12 protein-coding genes are annotated in these 16,350 nt (G+C 70.5%); 3 read left to right on the top strand and 9 right to left on the bottom strand.

Annotated elements, in window-relative coordinates:
- Nucleotides 1–316 precede the first annotated feature (316 nt).
- The 3 genes from ACZ7J0_RS33085 to thyX form a co-directional block, all read right to left on the bottom strand.
- Entirely contained in the window at nt 317–2,002 is a 1,686-nt protein-coding gene (locus ACZ7J0_RS33085) for a ribonuclease J (protein WP_470893658.1), read from the bottom strand.
- 125 nt (nt 2,003–2,127) lie between these two features.
- Nucleotides 2,128–3,027, bottom strand: coding sequence for a 4-hydroxy-tetrahydrodipicolinate synthase (dapA, locus tag ACZ7J0_RS33080; RefSeq protein ID WP_470893656.1), 900 nt, complete (start codon nt 3,025–3,027; stop codon nt 2,128–2,130).
- Between the two features lie 180 nt (nt 3,028–3,207).
- Nucleotides 3,208–3,948 (bottom strand): FAD-dependent thymidylate synthase, encoded by a 741-nt coding sequence (thyX, locus tag ACZ7J0_RS33075; protein ID WP_470893654.1) that lies wholly within the window; start codon nt 3,946–3,948, stop codon nt 3,208–3,210.
- Between the two features lie 188 nt (nt 3,949–4,136).
- Between thyX and ACZ7J0_RS33070 the strand changes: the two genes are divergently transcribed.
- Both ACZ7J0_RS33070 and ACZ7J0_RS33065 read left to right on the top strand, forming a co-directional pair.
- Complete coding sequence (locus tag ACZ7J0_RS33070; RefSeq protein WP_469119571.1) at nt 4,137–4,376, top strand: hypothetical protein; 240 nt, start codon at nt 4,137–4,139, stop codon at nt 4,374–4,376.
- 94 nt (nt 4,377–4,470) lie between these two features.
- A complete protein-coding gene (locus ACZ7J0_RS33065) occupies nt 4,471–5,031 on the top strand; it encodes a hypothetical protein (RefSeq protein ID WP_470893652.1) in 561 nt (186 codons plus the stop codon).
- A gap of 6 nt (nt 5,032–5,037) precedes the next feature.
- Here the strand turns inward: ACZ7J0_RS33065 and ACZ7J0_RS33060 are convergent, their stop codons facing one another.
- The 6 genes from ACZ7J0_RS33060 to eccD form a co-directional block, all read right to left on the bottom strand.
- Nucleotides 5,038–5,499 carry a hypothetical protein gene (locus ACZ7J0_RS33060; RefSeq protein ID WP_470893651.1) on the bottom strand — a complete coding sequence of 154 codons (462 nt, stop codon included), beginning with the start codon at nt 5,497–5,499 and terminating at the stop codon, nt 5,038–5,040.
- Nucleotides 5,499–6,251: a 4-hydroxy-tetrahydrodipicolinate reductase gene (gene dapB / locus ACZ7J0_RS33055; RefSeq protein WP_470893649.1), complete on the bottom strand. Its 753-nt coding sequence runs from the start codon at nt 6,249–6,251 to the stop codon at nt 5,499–5,501. Before dapB ends, ACZ7J0_RS33060 begins: the two co-directional genes overlap by 1 nt.
- A gap of 23 nt (nt 6,252–6,274) precedes the next feature.
- Entirely contained in the window at nt 6,275–7,654 is a 1,380-nt protein-coding gene (locus ACZ7J0_RS33050; RefSeq protein ID WP_470893647.1) for a M16 family metallopeptidase, read from the bottom strand.
- Nucleotides 7,651–9,870: a polyribonucleotide nucleotidyltransferase gene (locus ACZ7J0_RS33045; RefSeq protein ID WP_469119567.1), complete on the bottom strand. Its 2,220-nt coding sequence runs from the start codon at nt 9,868–9,870 to the stop codon at nt 7,651–7,653. The genes ACZ7J0_RS33050 and ACZ7J0_RS33045 overlap by 4 nt, the downstream gene beginning before the upstream one ends.
- A gap of 288 nt (nt 9,871–10,158) precedes the next feature.
- Nucleotides 10,159–10,449, bottom strand: coding sequence for a 30S ribosomal protein S15 (gene rpsO / locus ACZ7J0_RS33040; RefSeq protein ID WP_158991116.1), 291 nt, complete (start codon nt 10,447–10,449; stop codon nt 10,159–10,161).
- A 200-nt stretch (nt 10,450–10,649) separates the two neighbouring features.
- Nucleotides 10,650–12,125, bottom strand: coding sequence for a type VII secretion integral membrane protein EccD (eccD, locus tag ACZ7J0_RS33035; protein ID WP_470893645.1), 1,476 nt, complete (start codon nt 12,123–12,125; stop codon nt 10,650–10,652).
- 184 nt (nt 12,126–12,309) lie between these two features.
- On the opposite strand from eccD, the gene eccCa reads away from it, so the two are divergent.
- Complete coding sequence (gene eccCa / locus ACZ7J0_RS33030) at nt 12,310–16,293, top strand: type VII secretion protein EccCa (protein WP_470893644.1); 3,984 nt, start codon at nt 12,310–12,312, stop codon at nt 16,291–16,293.
- The last annotated feature ends 57 nt before the right edge of the window (nt 16,294–16,350 follow it).

The following is a 16,350-nucleotide window of genomic DNA, read 5'->3' as shown; positions in this document are numbered from 1 at the left end:
GTACTCACCCTCTCGGGCTTTCCTCCGGGCTTTCCCTTCGGTCTTTCGTGTTTCCGACTCTATCAGACTCTTTCGTGTCCGATTCCCCGTCGGAGTGGGGTTCGATTTGCTTTCCAGTTCCTCGCTTTCGCGATTCCCTTTCCGGCGGCTCCGACTTTATCAGAGATTCTCAGTCGGAATTTCCATCCCCTCCCGGGTGGCCCTATCGCGCACATGGCTGTGCGGGCTTCCCGTTGAGGTGGAGCCGTAAACGTACTGGAGCGGGGCGCCCCGATGCAAATCGAGGGGCCCCGCTCCACGAACGAGCTGGTCGAGGTCAGACCTCGACCACGACCGGGAGGATCATCGGGCGCCTGCGGTAGGTGTCCGAGACCCACTTGCCGACGCTGCGGCGGATCAGCTGCTGGAGCTGGTGGGGCTCCACGACGCCGTCCTGGGCCGACTTGTTCAGGGCCTCCTCGACCTTCGGAACGACCGCGTTGAACGCCGAGTCCTCGATGCCGGAGCCGCGGGCGTGGATGTTCGGGCCGCCGACGATCTTGCCGGTGGTGGAGTCGACCACGACGAAGACCGAGATGATGCCCTCGTCCCCGAGGATGCGCCGGTCCTTGAGATGGACCTCGGTGACATCGCCGACCGAGAGGCCGTCGACGTACACATAGCCCGCCTGGACCTTGCCGACGATCCTGGCCTTGCCGTCGACCAGGTCGACGACGACGCCGTCCTCGGCGATGACGATGTGGTCCTTGGGGACACCCGTCAGCGCGCCGAGCTCGGCGTTGGCGCGCAGGTGGCGCCATTCGCCGTGGACCGGCATCAGGTTCTTCGGCCGGCAGATGTTGTAGAAGTACAGGAGCTCGCCGGCCGAGGCGTGGCCGGAGACGTGCACCTTCGCGTTGCCCTTGTGGACGACGTTGGCGCCCCAGCGGGACAGACCGTTGATCACGCGGTAGACCGCGTTCTCGTTGCCCGGGATGAGCGACGACGCCAGGATCACCGTGTCGCCCTGGACGATACGGATCTGGTGGTCGCGGTTGGCCATGCGCGACAGGGCCGCCATGGGTTCGCCCTGGGAACCCGTACAGACCAGGACGACCTCGTGGTCCGGCAGGTCGTCGAGGGTCTTGACGTCGACGACCAGGCCGGCCGGGACGCGCAGGTAGCCCAGGTCCCGGGCGATGCCCATGTTGCGGACCATCGAGCGGCCCACGAAGGCGACCCGGCGGCCGTACTCGTGGGCGGCGTCGAGGATCTGCTGGATGCGGTGGACGTGGCTCGCGAAGCTGGCCACGATGATCCGCTTCTGGGCGTTCGCGAAGACCGTGCGCAGGACGTTGGAGATGTCCTTCTCCGGCGGGACGAAGCCCGGGACCTCGGCGTTCGTCGAGTCGGACAGCAGGAGGTCGATGCCCTCCTCGCTGAGCCGCGCGAAGGCGTGCAGGTCGGTGAGACGGCCGTCCAGCGGGAGCTGGTCCATCTTGAAGTCGCCGGTGTGGACGGCCATGCCCGCGGGGGTGCGGATGGCGACGGCCAGGGCGTCCGGGATGGAGTGGTTGACGGCGATGAACTCGCAGTCGAACGGGCCCAGGTTCTCGCGGTGCCCCTCGGCCACCTCGAGGGTGTAGGGGCGGATCCGGTGCTCCTGCAGCTTGGCCTCGATGAGGGCGAGCGTCAGCTTGGAGCCGATCAGGGGGATGTCCGGCTTCAGCCGGAGCAGGAACGGGACGCCACCGATGTGGTCCTCGTGGCCGTGCGTGAGCACGATGCCGTCGATGTCGTCGAGGCGGTCCCGGATGGTGGTGAAGTCCGGCAGGATCAGGTCGATGCCCGGCTGCTCCTCCTCGGGGAAGAGGACGCCGCAGTCGACGATGAGTAGACGGCCGTCGTATTCGAAGACCGTCATGTTCCGGCCGATCTCACCGAGCCCGCCGAGCGGGGTGACGCGAAGGCCTCCCTTGGGCAGCTTCGGCGGGGCGCCGAGTTCAGGATGCGGATGACTCAAAAGACTCTCCTCACCACACGCGCCACGTACCGCCTGGGCACGTGGCGCGCATGACATTCGTGCACTTGCTGTTGTCTGTTGTCGATCTCGTCTTCAGATCGGATTTTCAGTTGTGAAGTCTGTGGCTAGAGCTGTACCCCGCCTGCGGCGAGATCGAGCTTGAGCTGGGCGGTTTCTTCGGGCGAAAGCTCGACCATCGGGAGGCGCAGGGGGCCGCCCGGGAGGCCCTGGAGGGCGAGGGCGGCCTTGGTGGTCATGACGCCCTGGGTGCGGAACATGCCCGTGAAGACCGGGAGCAGTCGCTGGTGGATCTCGGTCGCCTTCTGGACGTCACCGGTGAGGTGGGCGTCGAGCAGGGCCCGCAGCTCCGGGGTGACGACATGGCCGACGACGGAGACGAAGCCGCAGGCGCCGACGGAGAGCAGCGGCAGGTTGAGCATGTCGTCGCCGGAGTACCAGGCGAGACCGCTGCGGGCGATGGCCCAGCTGGCGCGGCCGAGGTCACCCTTGGCGTCCTTGTTGGCGACGATACGCGGGTGGTCGGCGAGGCGCACCAGGGTTTCGGTGTCGATCGGGACGCCGCTGCGGCCGGGGATGTCGTAGAGCATCACCGGGAGCGCGGTGGCGTCGGCGATGGCCGAGAAGTGCCGGAACAGGCCCTCCTGCGGGGGCTTGTTGTAGTACGGCGTGACGGCGAGCAGGCCGTGCGCGCCGGAGCGCTCCGCGGTGCGGGCCAGCTCGATGGAGTGGTGGGTGTCGTTGGTGCCGATGCCGGCGACGACGTGCGCCCGGTCGCCGACTGCCTCCAGGACCGCTCGTACGAGCTGGTCTTTCTCCGCGTCGCTGGTGGTCGGGGACTCGCCGGTGGTGCCGTTGATGATCAGGCCGTCGTTGCCTGCGTCCACCAGATGGGCGGCCAGTCGCTGGGCACCGTCGAGGTCGAGTGCGCCGTCCGCCGTGAAGGGCGTGACCATGGCGGTGAGGACCCGCCCGAAGGGGGTCTGCGGAGTGGAGATCGGAGCCATGGGTAACACGCTACTCGCTGCTCAGGGCCCGGTGCCCCCTCGGGGGGATGTCGAGAAGGGGATCCCGGCACTGCCTGCTCGGGGGTTCAAGCAGTGCCGGGTCCGTTTGATCAGCCTAGATGAACTTCTCGAAACGCCGCAATACGGACACTTCGCTCCGCTCCTCCGTACATCTGTGCGCTACGGGGCCATACGACCGTTCTTGTTGAAGGCCGCGTGGGTGAGCGGCATGAGCCGCGCCCAGTGCTCCTCCATCTTCTCGCCGACCATCTCGATCTCACGTTGTGGGAAGGACGGGACCTTCGCGAGCTCGTGCTGGGTGCGCAGTCCGAGGAAGTGCATCAGCGAGCGGGCGTTGCAGGTGGCGTACATCGAGGAGAAGAGACCGACCGGCAGGACGGCCCGGGCCACCTCGCGGGCGACGCCCGCCGCCAGCATCTCCTGGTAGGTGTCGTACGCCTGCCGGTAGGAGTCCTCCATGGCACGGCCGACCAGCTCCTGCTGCGCCTCGGTGCCCTCGACGAAGACGTACTTCCCGGGGCGGCCCTCCTGGACCAGCTTGCGGGAGGCGTCGGGGACGTAGAAGACGGGCTCCAGCTCCCTGTAGCGGCCGGACTCCTCGTTGTACGACCAGCCCACCCGGTGCCGCATGAACTCGCGGAAGACGAAGATCGGGGCGCTGATGAAGAAGGTCATCGAGTTGTGCTCGAAGGGGCTGCCGTGCCGGTCCCGCATCAGGAAGTTGATGAGCCCCTTGGAGCGCTCCGGGTCCTTCTGGAGCTCCTCCAGCGACTGCTCGCCGGCGGTGGAGACGCGGGCGGCCCACAGGACGTCGGAGTCGGCGGCGCTGTGCTTCACCAGCTCGACGGTCACGTCGCTGCGGAAGCTGGGCTTGAGGTCTTCGGCGGGGGTGTCGCTCACCGGCGGGGTCCTTCCAATTGCGTCGCTCGGGCGCCGCCCACTCTACGGGGAGCCACCGACAGGGCCGTGCCGAGTGAGCCACCGAGACGTTCTTCGGCCAATTCGGCGAAATAGGGCACCGAATCGTGGGTACGCACGTCTCTACCGGTAGCAGCGTCACATCACGAGGATCAAGGAGATTCCCCCTCATGTTCAGCCGGCGAGAAGCCGTCCCGTTCGCATTCGTCGCCGAGGCGGACCGCTTCCGCAGTAACGTCACTCCGCCGCCGAGAGAGCGCCTCGGGGCATCGCAGCTCATGGGTCGTACGCTGATCGGGCTGACCGTCGTGGCCGGTCTGGTCGGATCGCTGCTCTTCGGGCTTCCGGCCCTGGAGACCGGTCAGTCCGCCACCCGTCACCAGCAGTCCGAGGCCGCCGAGGGCCGGTGACTCGGACGGACCCCCTGGGTAGCCGGGTGAGGGGCCGCTGGGTAGCCTCACCGGGCACAGTGCAATCGAGCGTGCTTGTGAGTGAGGATCAGTCGTGCCCCTGCCCTTTCTGACGGCCGACCGCGCTTTTGACGCGAACGATGACGTCGCCCTGCCGTTCGACGACCACGACCACTGGCGCCGGCCCTACCGGCCGGGCCCGTGGCGCGTCGGCGCGGCGGCGCTCGTCCTCCTGCTCGCCTCGTTCGTGCTCCTCGCGACGGTCATCATCGCCGCCGCGGGAGCTCTGCCGGCGGCAGGCGCCTGCTTCGGCGTGGCGGCCGTGCTGATCATCGGGGCCCTGCGGATGCTTCGCATGGGGACCTGGGTGAGCGCGCACGGGGTGCGCCGGGTCGGATTCCTCTCGACCACGACCGTGCCGTGGGGCAGGGCGCCGGCCGTGCGGACCGTGCAGCAGCCGGTGCGCTGGCTGGGGCTGCCCCGCACGGTGCAGGGGCAGGCGCTCGTCGTCGTACGGCAGGGTGGTGAGCAGCTCGCGCTGCTCACCGACCACAACGCGGACTTCCTGTCGAGGCCCGAGGCGTTCGACCGCGCGGCCGACGCGGTCGAGGCGTGGAGCGCCGAGTACGCGCCCGTCGCCCCCTCCGCCGTCTGAGCGGCGTCAGGGGCGCTGTGCGCTGAGCGGCCGGGCCTCGTGGAGCGCGATGGCGCGCTGCATCGCCTTGCGGGCGCGCGGGGTGTCGCGGGCGTCCTGGTAGGCGATCGCGAGGCGGAACCAGCAGCGCCAGTCGTCCGGTGAGTCCTCGGTCTCGGCCTTCCGCCGGGCGAACACCTCGTCGGCCGAGTCGCGGTCGATGCGGCCGGCGGGGGTGCGGACCAACTCGTCGACGGGCAGGCCGCCTTCGGCCTCCAGCGCGGCGGCGAGCTTGTTGGCCCTGGTGACGAACCGGGTGTTCGCCCAGAGGAACCAGACGCCGATCGCCGGGATCACCAGAGCGGCGGCGCCCATCCCGATGCCGAGCGCGGTGCCCAGCCGGATCAGCGCGACGGCACGGCCGCCGACCAGGACGAAGAAGACGACCAGGGCGGCTGCCGTGACGAAGTACGTGATCTTGGCACGCATCAGTGGAGATCCAGGAAGTTTTCCAGGCCGAAGGTCAGACCCGGGGTGGTGACCACGCGGCGGGCGCCGAGCAGGATGCCCGGCATGAAGCTGCTGTGGTGCAGGGAGTCATGACGGATCGTCAGGGTCTCCCCCTCACCGCCGAGCAGTACCTCCTGGTGGGCGAGCAGGCCGCGCAGACGGACCGCGTGCACCGGGACTCCGTCGACGTTCGCGCCGCGGGCGCCGTCGAGGGCGGTGGCCGTGGCGTCGGGCTGCGGGGCGCAGCCTGCCTTCGACCGGGCCTCGGCGATGAGCTGAGCGGTGCGGGTGGCCGTCCCGGAGGGGGCGTCGACCTTGTTCGGGTGGTGCAGCTCGACGACCTCGACCGATTCGAAGTAGCGGGCGGCCTGGGCCGCGAACTTCATGGTGAGGACGGCGCCGATGGAGAAGTTCGGCGCGATGAGCACGCCGGTCCCGGGCGACGCGTCGAGCCAGCTGCCGAGCTGCGCGAGGCGGTCCTCGGTCCAGCCGGTGGTGCCGACGACCGCGTGGATGCCGTGGCGCACGCAGAAGTCGAGGTTGCCCATCACCGAGGCGGGTGTGGTCAGCTCGACCGCGACCTGGGCGCCCGTCTCGGCGAGCGTCTCCAGCTTGTCGCCCCGGGACAGCGCCGCGACCAGTTCCATGTCCTCGGCGGCCTCCACGGCTCGTACCGCTTCGGAGCCGATGCGGCCCCGGGCTCCGAGGACCGCCACGCGCAGCTTGCTCATTGCTCTGACTCTCTCTTCAGACTTCAGGAGACGGATTCGTGCAGGCGGGCGGCCTGCTTGTCCTTGAGCGGGCCGATGACCGACAGCGAGGGGCGCTGCCCGAGGATGTCGCGGGCGACTTGGCGGACCTCGTCGGGGGTGACCGCCGATATCTGCGCCAGCATGTCGTCGACGGACATCTGTTCGCCCCAGCAGAGCTCGCTCTTGCCGATGCGGTTCATCAGGGCGCCGGTGTCCTCCAGGCCGAGGACCGTGGATCCGGAGAGCTGGCCGATCGCGCGGCCGATCTCCTCGTCCGTGAGCCCGTCGGAGGCGACCTTGCCCAGTTCGTCCCGGCAGATCGCGAGCACGTCGTGGACCTGGTTCGGGCGGCAGCCGGCGTACACGCCGAAGAGGCCGCAGTCGGCGAAGCCGGAGGTGTACGAGTAGACGCTGTAGGCCAGGCCGCGCTTCTCCCGGACCTCCTGGAAGAGGCGGGAGGACATGCCGCCGCCGAGGGCCGTGTTCAGGACGCCCATGGCCCACCGGCGCTCGTCGGTCCGCGGCAGCCCCGGCATGCCGAGGACCACATGGGCCTGCTCGGTCTTGCGGCCCAGGTGCTCGACGCGACCGGCCGTGCGGATGGACCGCAGGCCCTCGCGGGGGGTGACCGGGACGGCGTCCGCGCGGGTCAGGGCGCCGGCCTTCTCGAAGGCCCTGCGGACCTGGCGTACGACCGTGGCGTGGTCGACGTTGCCCGCGGCGGCGACGACCAGGTGCGTGGGGTCGTAGTGCTTCTTGTAGAAGCGGGCGATCTGGTTGCGGGTCAGCGCGTTGATCGTGTCGACGGTGCCGAGGACCGGGCGGCCGAGGGGCGTGTCGCCGAGCATGGTGTGCGCGAAGAGGTCGTGCACGCAGTCGCCCGGGTCGTCCTCGGTCATGGCGATCTCCTCGAGGATGACGCCGCGCTCGGCGTCGATGTCCTCCTCGAGGATCAGGGAGCCCGTGAGCATGTCGCAGACGACGTCGATCGCCAGGGGCAGATCGGTGTCGAGCACACGGGCGTAGTAGCAGGTGTACTCCTTCGCCGTGAAGGCGTTCATCTCGCCGCCGACCGCGTCGAGGGCGGAGGAGATGTCGAGGGCGCTTCTGCGCTTGGTGCCCTTGAAGAGGAGGTGCTCGAGGTAGTGCGTCGCGCCGTTGAGGGCGGGCGTCTCGTCGCGGGATCCGACGTGGGCCCAGATGCCGAAGGTGGCGGAGCGTACGGAGGGCAGGGTCTCGGTGACGACCCGCAGGCCGCCGGGCAGGGTCGTGCGCCGGACCGTGCCGATGCCGTCCTTGCCCTTGAGAAGCGTTTGGGTACGGGCGACGGCCCGCGCCTCCGAGGAGGTGCGGGCCGTCGTCACGGAACTACGGGACGTCACTTGTCGGTGTCGTCCTTGTCGCCCTCGGCGGCGTCCTCGTCCGCGATCACGGGGATCAGGGAGAGCTTGCCGCGGGAGTCGATCTCGGCGATCTCGACCTGGACCGTGGAGCCGACCGCGAGCACGTCCTCGACGTTCTCCACGCGCTTGCCACCGGCGAGCTTGCGGATCTGCGAGATGTGCAGCAGGCCGTCCTTGCCGGGCATCAGGGAGACGAAGGCACCGAAGGTGGTGGTCTTGACGACCGTACCCAGGTAGCGCTCGCCGACCTCCGGCATGGTCGGGTTGGCGATGCCGTTGATCGTGGCGCGCGCGGCCTCGGCCTGCGAGCCCTGGGCGGCACCGATGTAGATGGTGCCGTCGTCCTCGATCGTGATGTCGGCGCCGGTGTCCTCCTGGATCTGGTTGATCATCTTGCCCTTGGGGCCGATGACCTCACCGATCTTGTCCACCGGGATCTTGACGGTGATGATCCGCGGGGCGTTGGGGGACATCTCGTCCGGGACGTCGATGGCCTCGTTCATCACATCGAGGATGTGGAGGCGGGCGTCGCGGGCCTGCTTCAGCGCGGCGGCCAGGACCGAGGCGGGGATGCCGTCGAGCTTGGTGTCGAGCTGGAGCGCGGTGACGAAGGTCTTCGTACCGGCGACCTTGAAGTCCATGTCACCGAAGGCGTCCTCCGCACCGAGGATGTCGGTGAGGGCGACGTAGTGGGTCTTGCCGTCGATCTCCTCGGAGATCAGACCCATGGCGATACCGGCGACGGGGGCCTTGAGCGGCACACCGGCGTTCAGCAGCGACATGGTGGAGGCGCAGACCGAACCCATGGACGTCGAGCCGTTGGAGCCGAGGGCCTCGGACACCTGACGGATCGCGTAGGGGAACTCCTCGCGCGTCGGCAGGACCGGCACGATGGCGCGCTCGGCGAGCGCGCCGTGGCCGATCTCGCGGCGCTTCGGCGAACCGACGCGGCCGGTCTCACCGACGGAGTACGGCGGGAAGTTGTAGTTGTGCATGTAGCGCTTGCGGGTCACCGGGGAGAGGGTGTCCAGCTGCTGCTCCATGCGGAGCATGTTGAGGGTGGTGACGCCCAGGATCTGGGTCTCGCCACGCTCGAACAGCGCCGAGCCGTGCACGCGCGGGATGGCCTCGACCTCGGCGGCGAGCGTACGGATGTCCGTGACGCCACGGCCGTCGATGCGGACCTTGTCCTTGATGACCCGCTCGCGGACGAGCTTCTTGGTCAGCGCGCGGTACGCGGCGGAGATCTCCTTCTCGCGGCCCTCGAAGGCCGGGAGGAGCTTCTCGGCGGCGATCTCCTTGACGCGGTCCAGCTCGGTCTCGCGCTCCTGCTTGCCGGCGATGGTCAGCGCCTGCGAGAGCTCGGACGTCACGGCGGCGGAGAGCGCCTCCAGGACGTCGTCCTGGTACTCCAGGAAGACCGGGAAGTCGCCGGTGGGCTTGGCGGCCTTGGCCGCGAGCTCCGACTGGGCCTTGCAGAGCACCTTGATGAAGGGCTTCGCGGCCTCGAGACCGGCGGCGACGACCTCCTCGGTGGGGGCCTCGGCGCCGTCCTTGACGAGCTGGATGGTCTTCTCGGTGGCCTCGGCCTCGACCATCATGATCGCGACGTCGCCGTCCTCGAGGACGCGACCGGCGACGACCATGTCGAAGACGGCGTCCTCGAGCTCGGTGTGCGTCGGGAACGCGACCCACTGGCCCTTGATCAGCGCGACACGGGTGCCGCCGATCGGGCCGGAGAAGGGCAGGCCGGCCAGCTGCGTGGAGCAGGAGGCGGCGTTGATCGCGACCACGTCGTACAGGTGGTCGGGGTTGAGCGCCATGATCGTCTCGACGATCTGGATCTCGTTGCGCAGGCCCTTCTTGAAGGAGGGGCGCAGCGGGCGGTCGATCAGGCGGCAGGTGAGGACGGCGTCCTCGGAGGGCCGGCCCTCACGACGGAAGAAGGAGCCGGGAATCTTTCCGGCTGCGTACATCCGCTCCTCGACGTCCACCGTCAGGGGGAAGAAGTCGAGCTGGTCCTTGGGCTTCTTGGAAGCGGTGGTGGCCGACAGCACCATGGTGTCGTCGTCCAGGTACGCCACGGCGGAGCCGGCGGCCTGCTTGGCCAGGCGGCCCGTCTCGAAGCGGATGGTGCGGGTGCCGAAAGTGCCGTTGTCAATGACGGCCTCGGCGTAGTGGGTCTCGTTCTCCACTAGCGATTTCTCCGTTACTTGTCTGCGTATCGTCTTTTCGTCCCGGATACGCCCGTGTGGCGCGGGACGGGGGTGGAGAAGCGCGCCTGGTGTGCGGGCCGGTCTTCGATCGAAGCACCCGGGGTGCCATGCTCCGGGGGCCACTACCGAGGACCGGCGGCGGCGAGGCCGCGCTCTCCTCGTTCGTTATGGCGTTGTGCGACCAGACTACTTAGCAGTGGGTCCATACCGCACGTACAGCAAAGGGAGCGGCCCCCTAAAAGTGGGAACCGCTCCCTTCACGGCGTCTTACTTGGCACCGCCGGCCGCACCACGGCGGATGCCGAGGCGGTCGACCAGCGCACGGAAGCGCTGGATGTCCTTCTTGGCCAGGTACTGCAGCAGGCGGCGACGCTGGCCGACCAGGATCAGCAGACCACGACGGGAGTGGTGGTCGTGCTTGTGCTGCTTGAGGTGCTCGGTCAGGTCCGAGATGCGGCGGGAGAGCATCGCGACCTGGACCTCGGGGGAGCCGGTGTCGCCCTCCTTGGTGCCGAACTCGGCCATGATCTGCTTCTTCGTAGCGGCGTCGAGAGACACTCGGTACTCCTCTTGATGTTCGATGCGCCCACGAGTGCCCCTGGTCTGGGTCTCAGGGGAGCTTCCGTGACTCGGAGGCGAAGGCGCGATGGGCGCTGCTCCCAGACACTTCCGGGAGCGCGTACACAAACGGCCGTCACCCAGCGTACCAGCCCGTCGCCGGGCCCCTGACCGGGGCCGCCGCCCGCTCGTCCGCCCGCTCAGCCAGTGAGGGACCTGGCCTTCTCGAAGACGTCGAGTACGGCGAGGCAGAGCGGCACGAGGGAGAGGAGTACGGCGCCTTCGGCGAGGTCGAGGAGTCGGCCCCAGAAGGGGGAGAGGCCCTTCTTCGGGATGATCAGGCCGATGGCGGTGATCAGCGCGGCGCCGGCGGCGACGGCGGCGGTGAGCCAGATCGTACGGATGTCCAGGCCTGCCCGGTCCCCGTACACGCGCAGGTCCTGGACCGGGCCGGGCGGCGGGTTCAGGGAGAGGCCGAGGACCAGCAGGGCGAGGGCGGCGAGGCCCGCGACCAGGAGACAGGCGACCTGTGAGGTGTAGCGGAAGAGCCGGGCGCGCAGCAGCGCCGCGAGACCGGTGGCCAGGGCCAGGAGCTGCGCCCAGGGGTCGTGGCTGAAGCCGAGGACGGCGGCGGAACCGACGACGATCGCGGCGCAGCCGCCGGCCAGGCCGAGCAACAGGTCGTGGCCGCGGCGGGCCCGGGTCGCGATGTGTTCGGCGTCGATCCTGACCGGGGTCCGCCCGCCGTGGGGCATCTCGTGGGGATCGTCGAGGTCGTCGGTGGCGCCGCGCGGGGCGGCGTAGCCGACGGGGAGCCGGGCGAAGCGGGCGGAGAGGCCGGGCAGAAAAGCGACCAGACCGATGGCGAGGGGGGCGCAGACCGCGGCGGCGCCGGTGGAGGACGCTCCGGTGAGGATCGCCGCGAAGGCGGCGAGGGTGCCGACGACGGACAGGAGGCCGGCGGCGACGAAGGGGGCGTCCGCGCCGGGGGTGAGGGCCGCCAGGACGGCGGAGGCGACGAGGACGGTCACACAGCCGAGGAGGAACTGCAGGCGGCCCGGTCCGGCCCCGGCGTTCGGGCCGATGATCCCCGAGCCGGCGAGGAGCAGCAGCGGGAGCGCGCCGAGGCCGAGGGCGACGGCGGTGAGCCGGTCCTCGTACACCCGGGCCCGTACGCCGGCGAAGGCGGTCAGCAGCACACCGGCCACGCCCGCGACGACGCCCGGCAGGCCGTGCGTGTCGTGGTGGACCGGGTCGGAGAACCAGAGGGCGAAGGCCATCAGGACGAGCAGGAGGAGGCCGCCGACCGGGGCCGCACCGCGCAGCAGGTCGTCGCTCCACAGACGCCGGTCGCGGGTGACCGCGGAGGCGATGGCGTCGGACACGTCGTCGAAGACGGCGGGCGGGAGGGACTGCGCGAAGGGGCGCAGCGAGAGCAGTTCGCCGTCGAGGACCCGCTGGGCGGCGAGGGTGCGGGCGCCGTCGAGGACCGAGCCGTCGCGGCGGACGAGGTGGTAGCCGGTCGGGGTGCCGGGGGGCTGTGTCCGGCCGGTGAGGCGGAGTATCTCGGGGTGGATGTCGGCGACCGGGAGGTCCTCCGGGAGGGCGACGTCGATGCGGCCGTCGGGCGCCACGACCGTGACCCGGCAGAAGCCGGTCCCTGTGGTCGTACTCACGTGTCTGGACCCCCTGATTCGCGGTTGCGCACCGTGCCCGCGCAACCCTACCGGGACGCTGTGTCACCGCCGCGGCATAGGATCGCCGTCGCGGGAGGGGATCCGCGAGCGGGGGCACCAACGGGGGCGCCGGTGCGGAGACTTCCCGTCCGCCGTCCGCCCGTATCGAGGGATTGATGTACCGGTGAGCCAGATCGTCGTCAAACGCCCGCCGAGGTCCCTTCCTCCCGAAGTCCCCGTCGGCGAACTGGTGCTGGCGCCTCCGCCGGAGCTGCCCAGGGGGCAGCGGGAGTCCCTGCTGATGCAGCTTCTGCCCATGCTCGGGATGGGTTCGTCGGCGGTCTTCTTCTTCATGCCGGGCACGCATCCGTTCATGCGGATCATGGGCGTTCTGATGCTGGTCTCGACGGTGGCGATGGCCGGCGCCCAACTGGCCGGATTCCTCAGGGGTACGCACGGGCGCATGACCGAGCTGCGCCGTGACTACCTCGCGTATCTCGCGCGGACGCGGCGAACGGTGCGCCGCACGGCCCGGGCACAGCGCGACGCCCAGCTCTATCTGCATCCGTGCCCCGAGCAGTTGTGGGCGGTGGTGGCCGAGGGCTCGCGGGTGTGGGAACGGCGGGCCGGGGACCCGGACTTCGCGCAGGTGCGGATCGGTCTGGGCACCCAGCGGCTGTCCACGCCGCTGATCGCGCCCGACACCGCGCCGGTGGACGAGCTGGAGCCGCTGTGCGCGGGCGCGATGCAGCAGTTCCTCGCGGTGCACGGGTCGCTGGACGGGCTGCCGATGGCCGTCTCGATGCGCGCCTTCCCGCACGTCACCGTCTGCGGCGAGCCGGAGTCGGCGCGGGCGGCGGCACGGGCGCTGGTCTGCCAGCTGGTCACCCTGCACTCCCCCGACGATCTGGTGGTCGCGGTGGTGGCGGCGGGGGGCGCGCAGCGGCGCTGGGACTGGACGAAGTGGCTGCCGCACACGCAGGTGGCCGGGGAGGTCGACGGGGCGGGTACGAGGCGGCTGTTCGGCGACGACCTCGGGGAGCTCGAGGAGCTGCTGCGCGGACGGCTCGACGGACGGCCCCGGTTCAGCCGCGACAGTCCGCCGGTGCTCGACCAGCCGCATGTCGTCGTGGTCGTGGACGGGGGGCTGGTGCCGCCGGACTCGCTGTGCGCGGCGCCGGAGGGTCTGCGTGGCGTGACGATCGTCGAGGTCGTGCCGGGCGGCCCCGCCGAGCCGGTCCGCGGCCTCTCGGTGGTCGTGCGGCCCGGGCGGCTGCGCCTGGATTCGGGCGGCGGGGTCGCGTACGAGGGGGAGCCGGACGGGATCTCGCCGCAGGCGGCCGAGGCGCTGGCCCGACAGCTGGCCCCGCTGCGGATGGGCGGCGGGGACGACGACGAACCGCTGCTCGCGGATCTCGACTTCACGGATCTGCTGAACCTGGGCGACGCGGCCGCGGTCGACGCGGCCCGCACGTGGCGGCCGCGGTCGGCAGCCGAGCGGCTGCGGGTGCCGATCGGGGTCGGCGAGGACGGCCGGCCGGTGATGCTCGACCTCAAGGAGGCCGCGCAGGAGGGCATGGGGCCGCACGGTCTGTGTGTGGGCGCGACCGGTTCCGGCAAGTCGGAGCTGCTGCGCACACTGGTTTTGGGGCTCGCGGTCACCCACTCCTCGGAGACGCTGAACTTCGTCCTCGCCGATTTCAAGGGCGGGGCCACGTTCGCCGGGATGTCACGCATGCCGCACGTCGCCGCCGTGATCACCAACCTCGCCGACGACCTCACCCTCGTCGACCGCATGGGCGACGCGATCCGGGGTGAGCTGCGGCGCCGCCAGGAGCTGCTGCGCTCGGCGGGCAACTACGCGAACATCCAGGGCTACGAGAAGGCCCGGGCGGCCGGGGCGCCCCTGGAGCCGCTCGCCTCGCTCGTCCTCGTCATCGACGAGTTCTCCGAACTCCTCACCGCCAAGCCCGACTTCATCGACATGTTCATCCAGATCGGCCGGATCGGCCGCTCGCTCGGGGTGCATCTGCTGCTGGCCTCGCAGCGCCTGGAGGAGGGCAGGCTGCGGGGGCTGGACACCTATCTCTCGTACCGGATCGGTCTGCGGACGTTCTCAGCGGCCGAGTCGCGGACGGCGATCGGCGTTCCGGACGCCTACCACCTGCCGTCCGTGCCGGGTTCCGGCTATCTCACCTTCGGGACGGACGCGATGATCCGCTTCAAGGCCGCGTACGTCTCGGGGGCGTACCGGGCGCGGGAGCCCCGGCCGGCCGCGGGGCAGGTGCCCGTGGAGCGCCGGCCGGCCGTGTTCACCGCGGCTCGCGTGCCGGTGGTCTACGCGGCGGCCGATCCGTCGGCGCCTGTGGGCGGGCACGAGGAGGACACCGGGGACGAGCCGCTGTCCGACACCGTGCTCGACGTGATTGTGCGACGGCTCGAGGGGCAGGGTGTGCCCGCGCACCAGGTGTGGCTGCCGCCGCTGGACCGGGCGCCGGCGCTGGACCAGCTGCTGCCGGGGATCGCGCCGAGTGCGGAACGGGGTCTGACCGCCACGGAGTACACCCGACCGGGCGGGCTGACCGTGCCTCTGGGGCTCGTCGACAAGCCGTTCGAGCAGCGCCGGGAGGTGCTGTACCGCGACTTCTCCGGCGCGGCGGGCCACATGCTGGTGGTGGGCGGCCCGCAGTCCGGCAAGTCGACGCTGCTGCGGACGCTGATCTCGTCGTTCGCGCTCACCCACACCCCGCACGAGGTCCAGTTCTACGTGCTGGACTTCGGCGGGGGAGGCATGTCGTCGCTGGCCGGCCTGCCGCATGTCGGCGGGGTCGCCTCCCGGCTGGACCCGGAGCGGGTGCGGCGCACGGTCGCGGAGGTCGCGGGCGTCCTCGACCGGCGCGAGGAGTTCTTCCGCGCGCAGGGCATCGACTCCATGACCGCCTACCGGCGCAGGCGGGCCGCGGGCGCGGGGGCCTCCGGTGGGACGCTCCCCGGCCCGGAGGAGGCGTGGGGCGACGTCTTCCTCGTCGTCGACGGCTGGGGCGGGTTCAAGGGCGACTACGAGGCGCTGGAGCCGGTCGTCGCCGACATCGCGGCGCGCGGTCTCGGCTACGGCGTCCATGTGGTGCTCACCGCGTCCCGCTACATGGAGGTACGGGCCGCGCTGAAGGACCAGATGCCGGGCCGCCTCGAACTGCGGCTGGGCGACGTCATGGACTCCGAGTTCGACCGGAGGGTCGCGGCGAACGTCCCGCAGGGGGTGCCGGGCCGTGGCCAGGTGCCGGAGAAGCTGCATTTCATGGGCGCGCTGCCGCGCGTCGACGGGTCGAGCGCCGTGGAGGACCTGTCCGAGGGCACGGCGGCGTTCGTACGCGCGGCGAAGAACGCGTGGGCGGGGCCCCCGGCGCCGCCGGTACGGCTCCTGCCGCGCACCCTGCCGGCGGACCGGCTGCCGAAGGGTTTCGAGTTCCCCCGGGACGGCGTCGCGATCGGTATCGACGAGACCGGTCTCGAGCCGGTGTTCGTGGACTTCGAGAGCGATCCCTTCCTGCTGGTGTTCGGTGAGGGCGAGTCCGGCAAGACGAACCTGCTGCGGTTGATCGCCAAGCAGATCGCCGAGCGCTACTCCCCCGACGAGGCGCGACTCGTCGTCGGGGACTACCGCCGCACGCTGCTCGGGTCCCTTCCGGAGAGCCATCTGCTGGAGTACGCGCCGATGGCCGACTCGATGCGCACCCACATGGAGGCGCTGGCGGGCGTGTTCGAGCGGCGCAGACCGCCGGCGGACGTCACCGCGCACCAGCTGCGCGAGCGCAGCTGGTGGACGGGTCCGCGGGTCTTCGTCGTGGTCGATGACTACGACCTGGTCGCCACCGGCGCGGGCAATCCCCTGGCACCGCTGGCGGAGTACCTCCCGTTCGCCCGCGACACGGGCATCCGCTTCGTCGTCGCGCGCACCACCGCGGGCGCCTCGCGCGCGATGTACGAGGGGTTCATGCAGCGCTTGAAGGAGTTGGGTGCCCAGGGCGTGGTGCTGTCGGGCGATCCGAACGAGGGCGAACTCGTCGGGAACGTGCGGCCGCGGCCGATGCCGGCGGGGCGCGGCTACTTCGTGTCACGTCGACGGGGGGCGGCGATGGTACAGGTGGGCAGGATGCCCGAGCGGTGAATCGGGTCGTTCTGTGCGCGCGGGGGCGGCCGGAGCCGATAATCGATCCGCGACGAC

The organism is Streptomyces sp. NPDC038280 (assembly GCF_055600045.1).
Note: the sequence above shows the minus strand (reverse complement) of the source record. Positions and strands in the feature narration are given on the sequence as shown.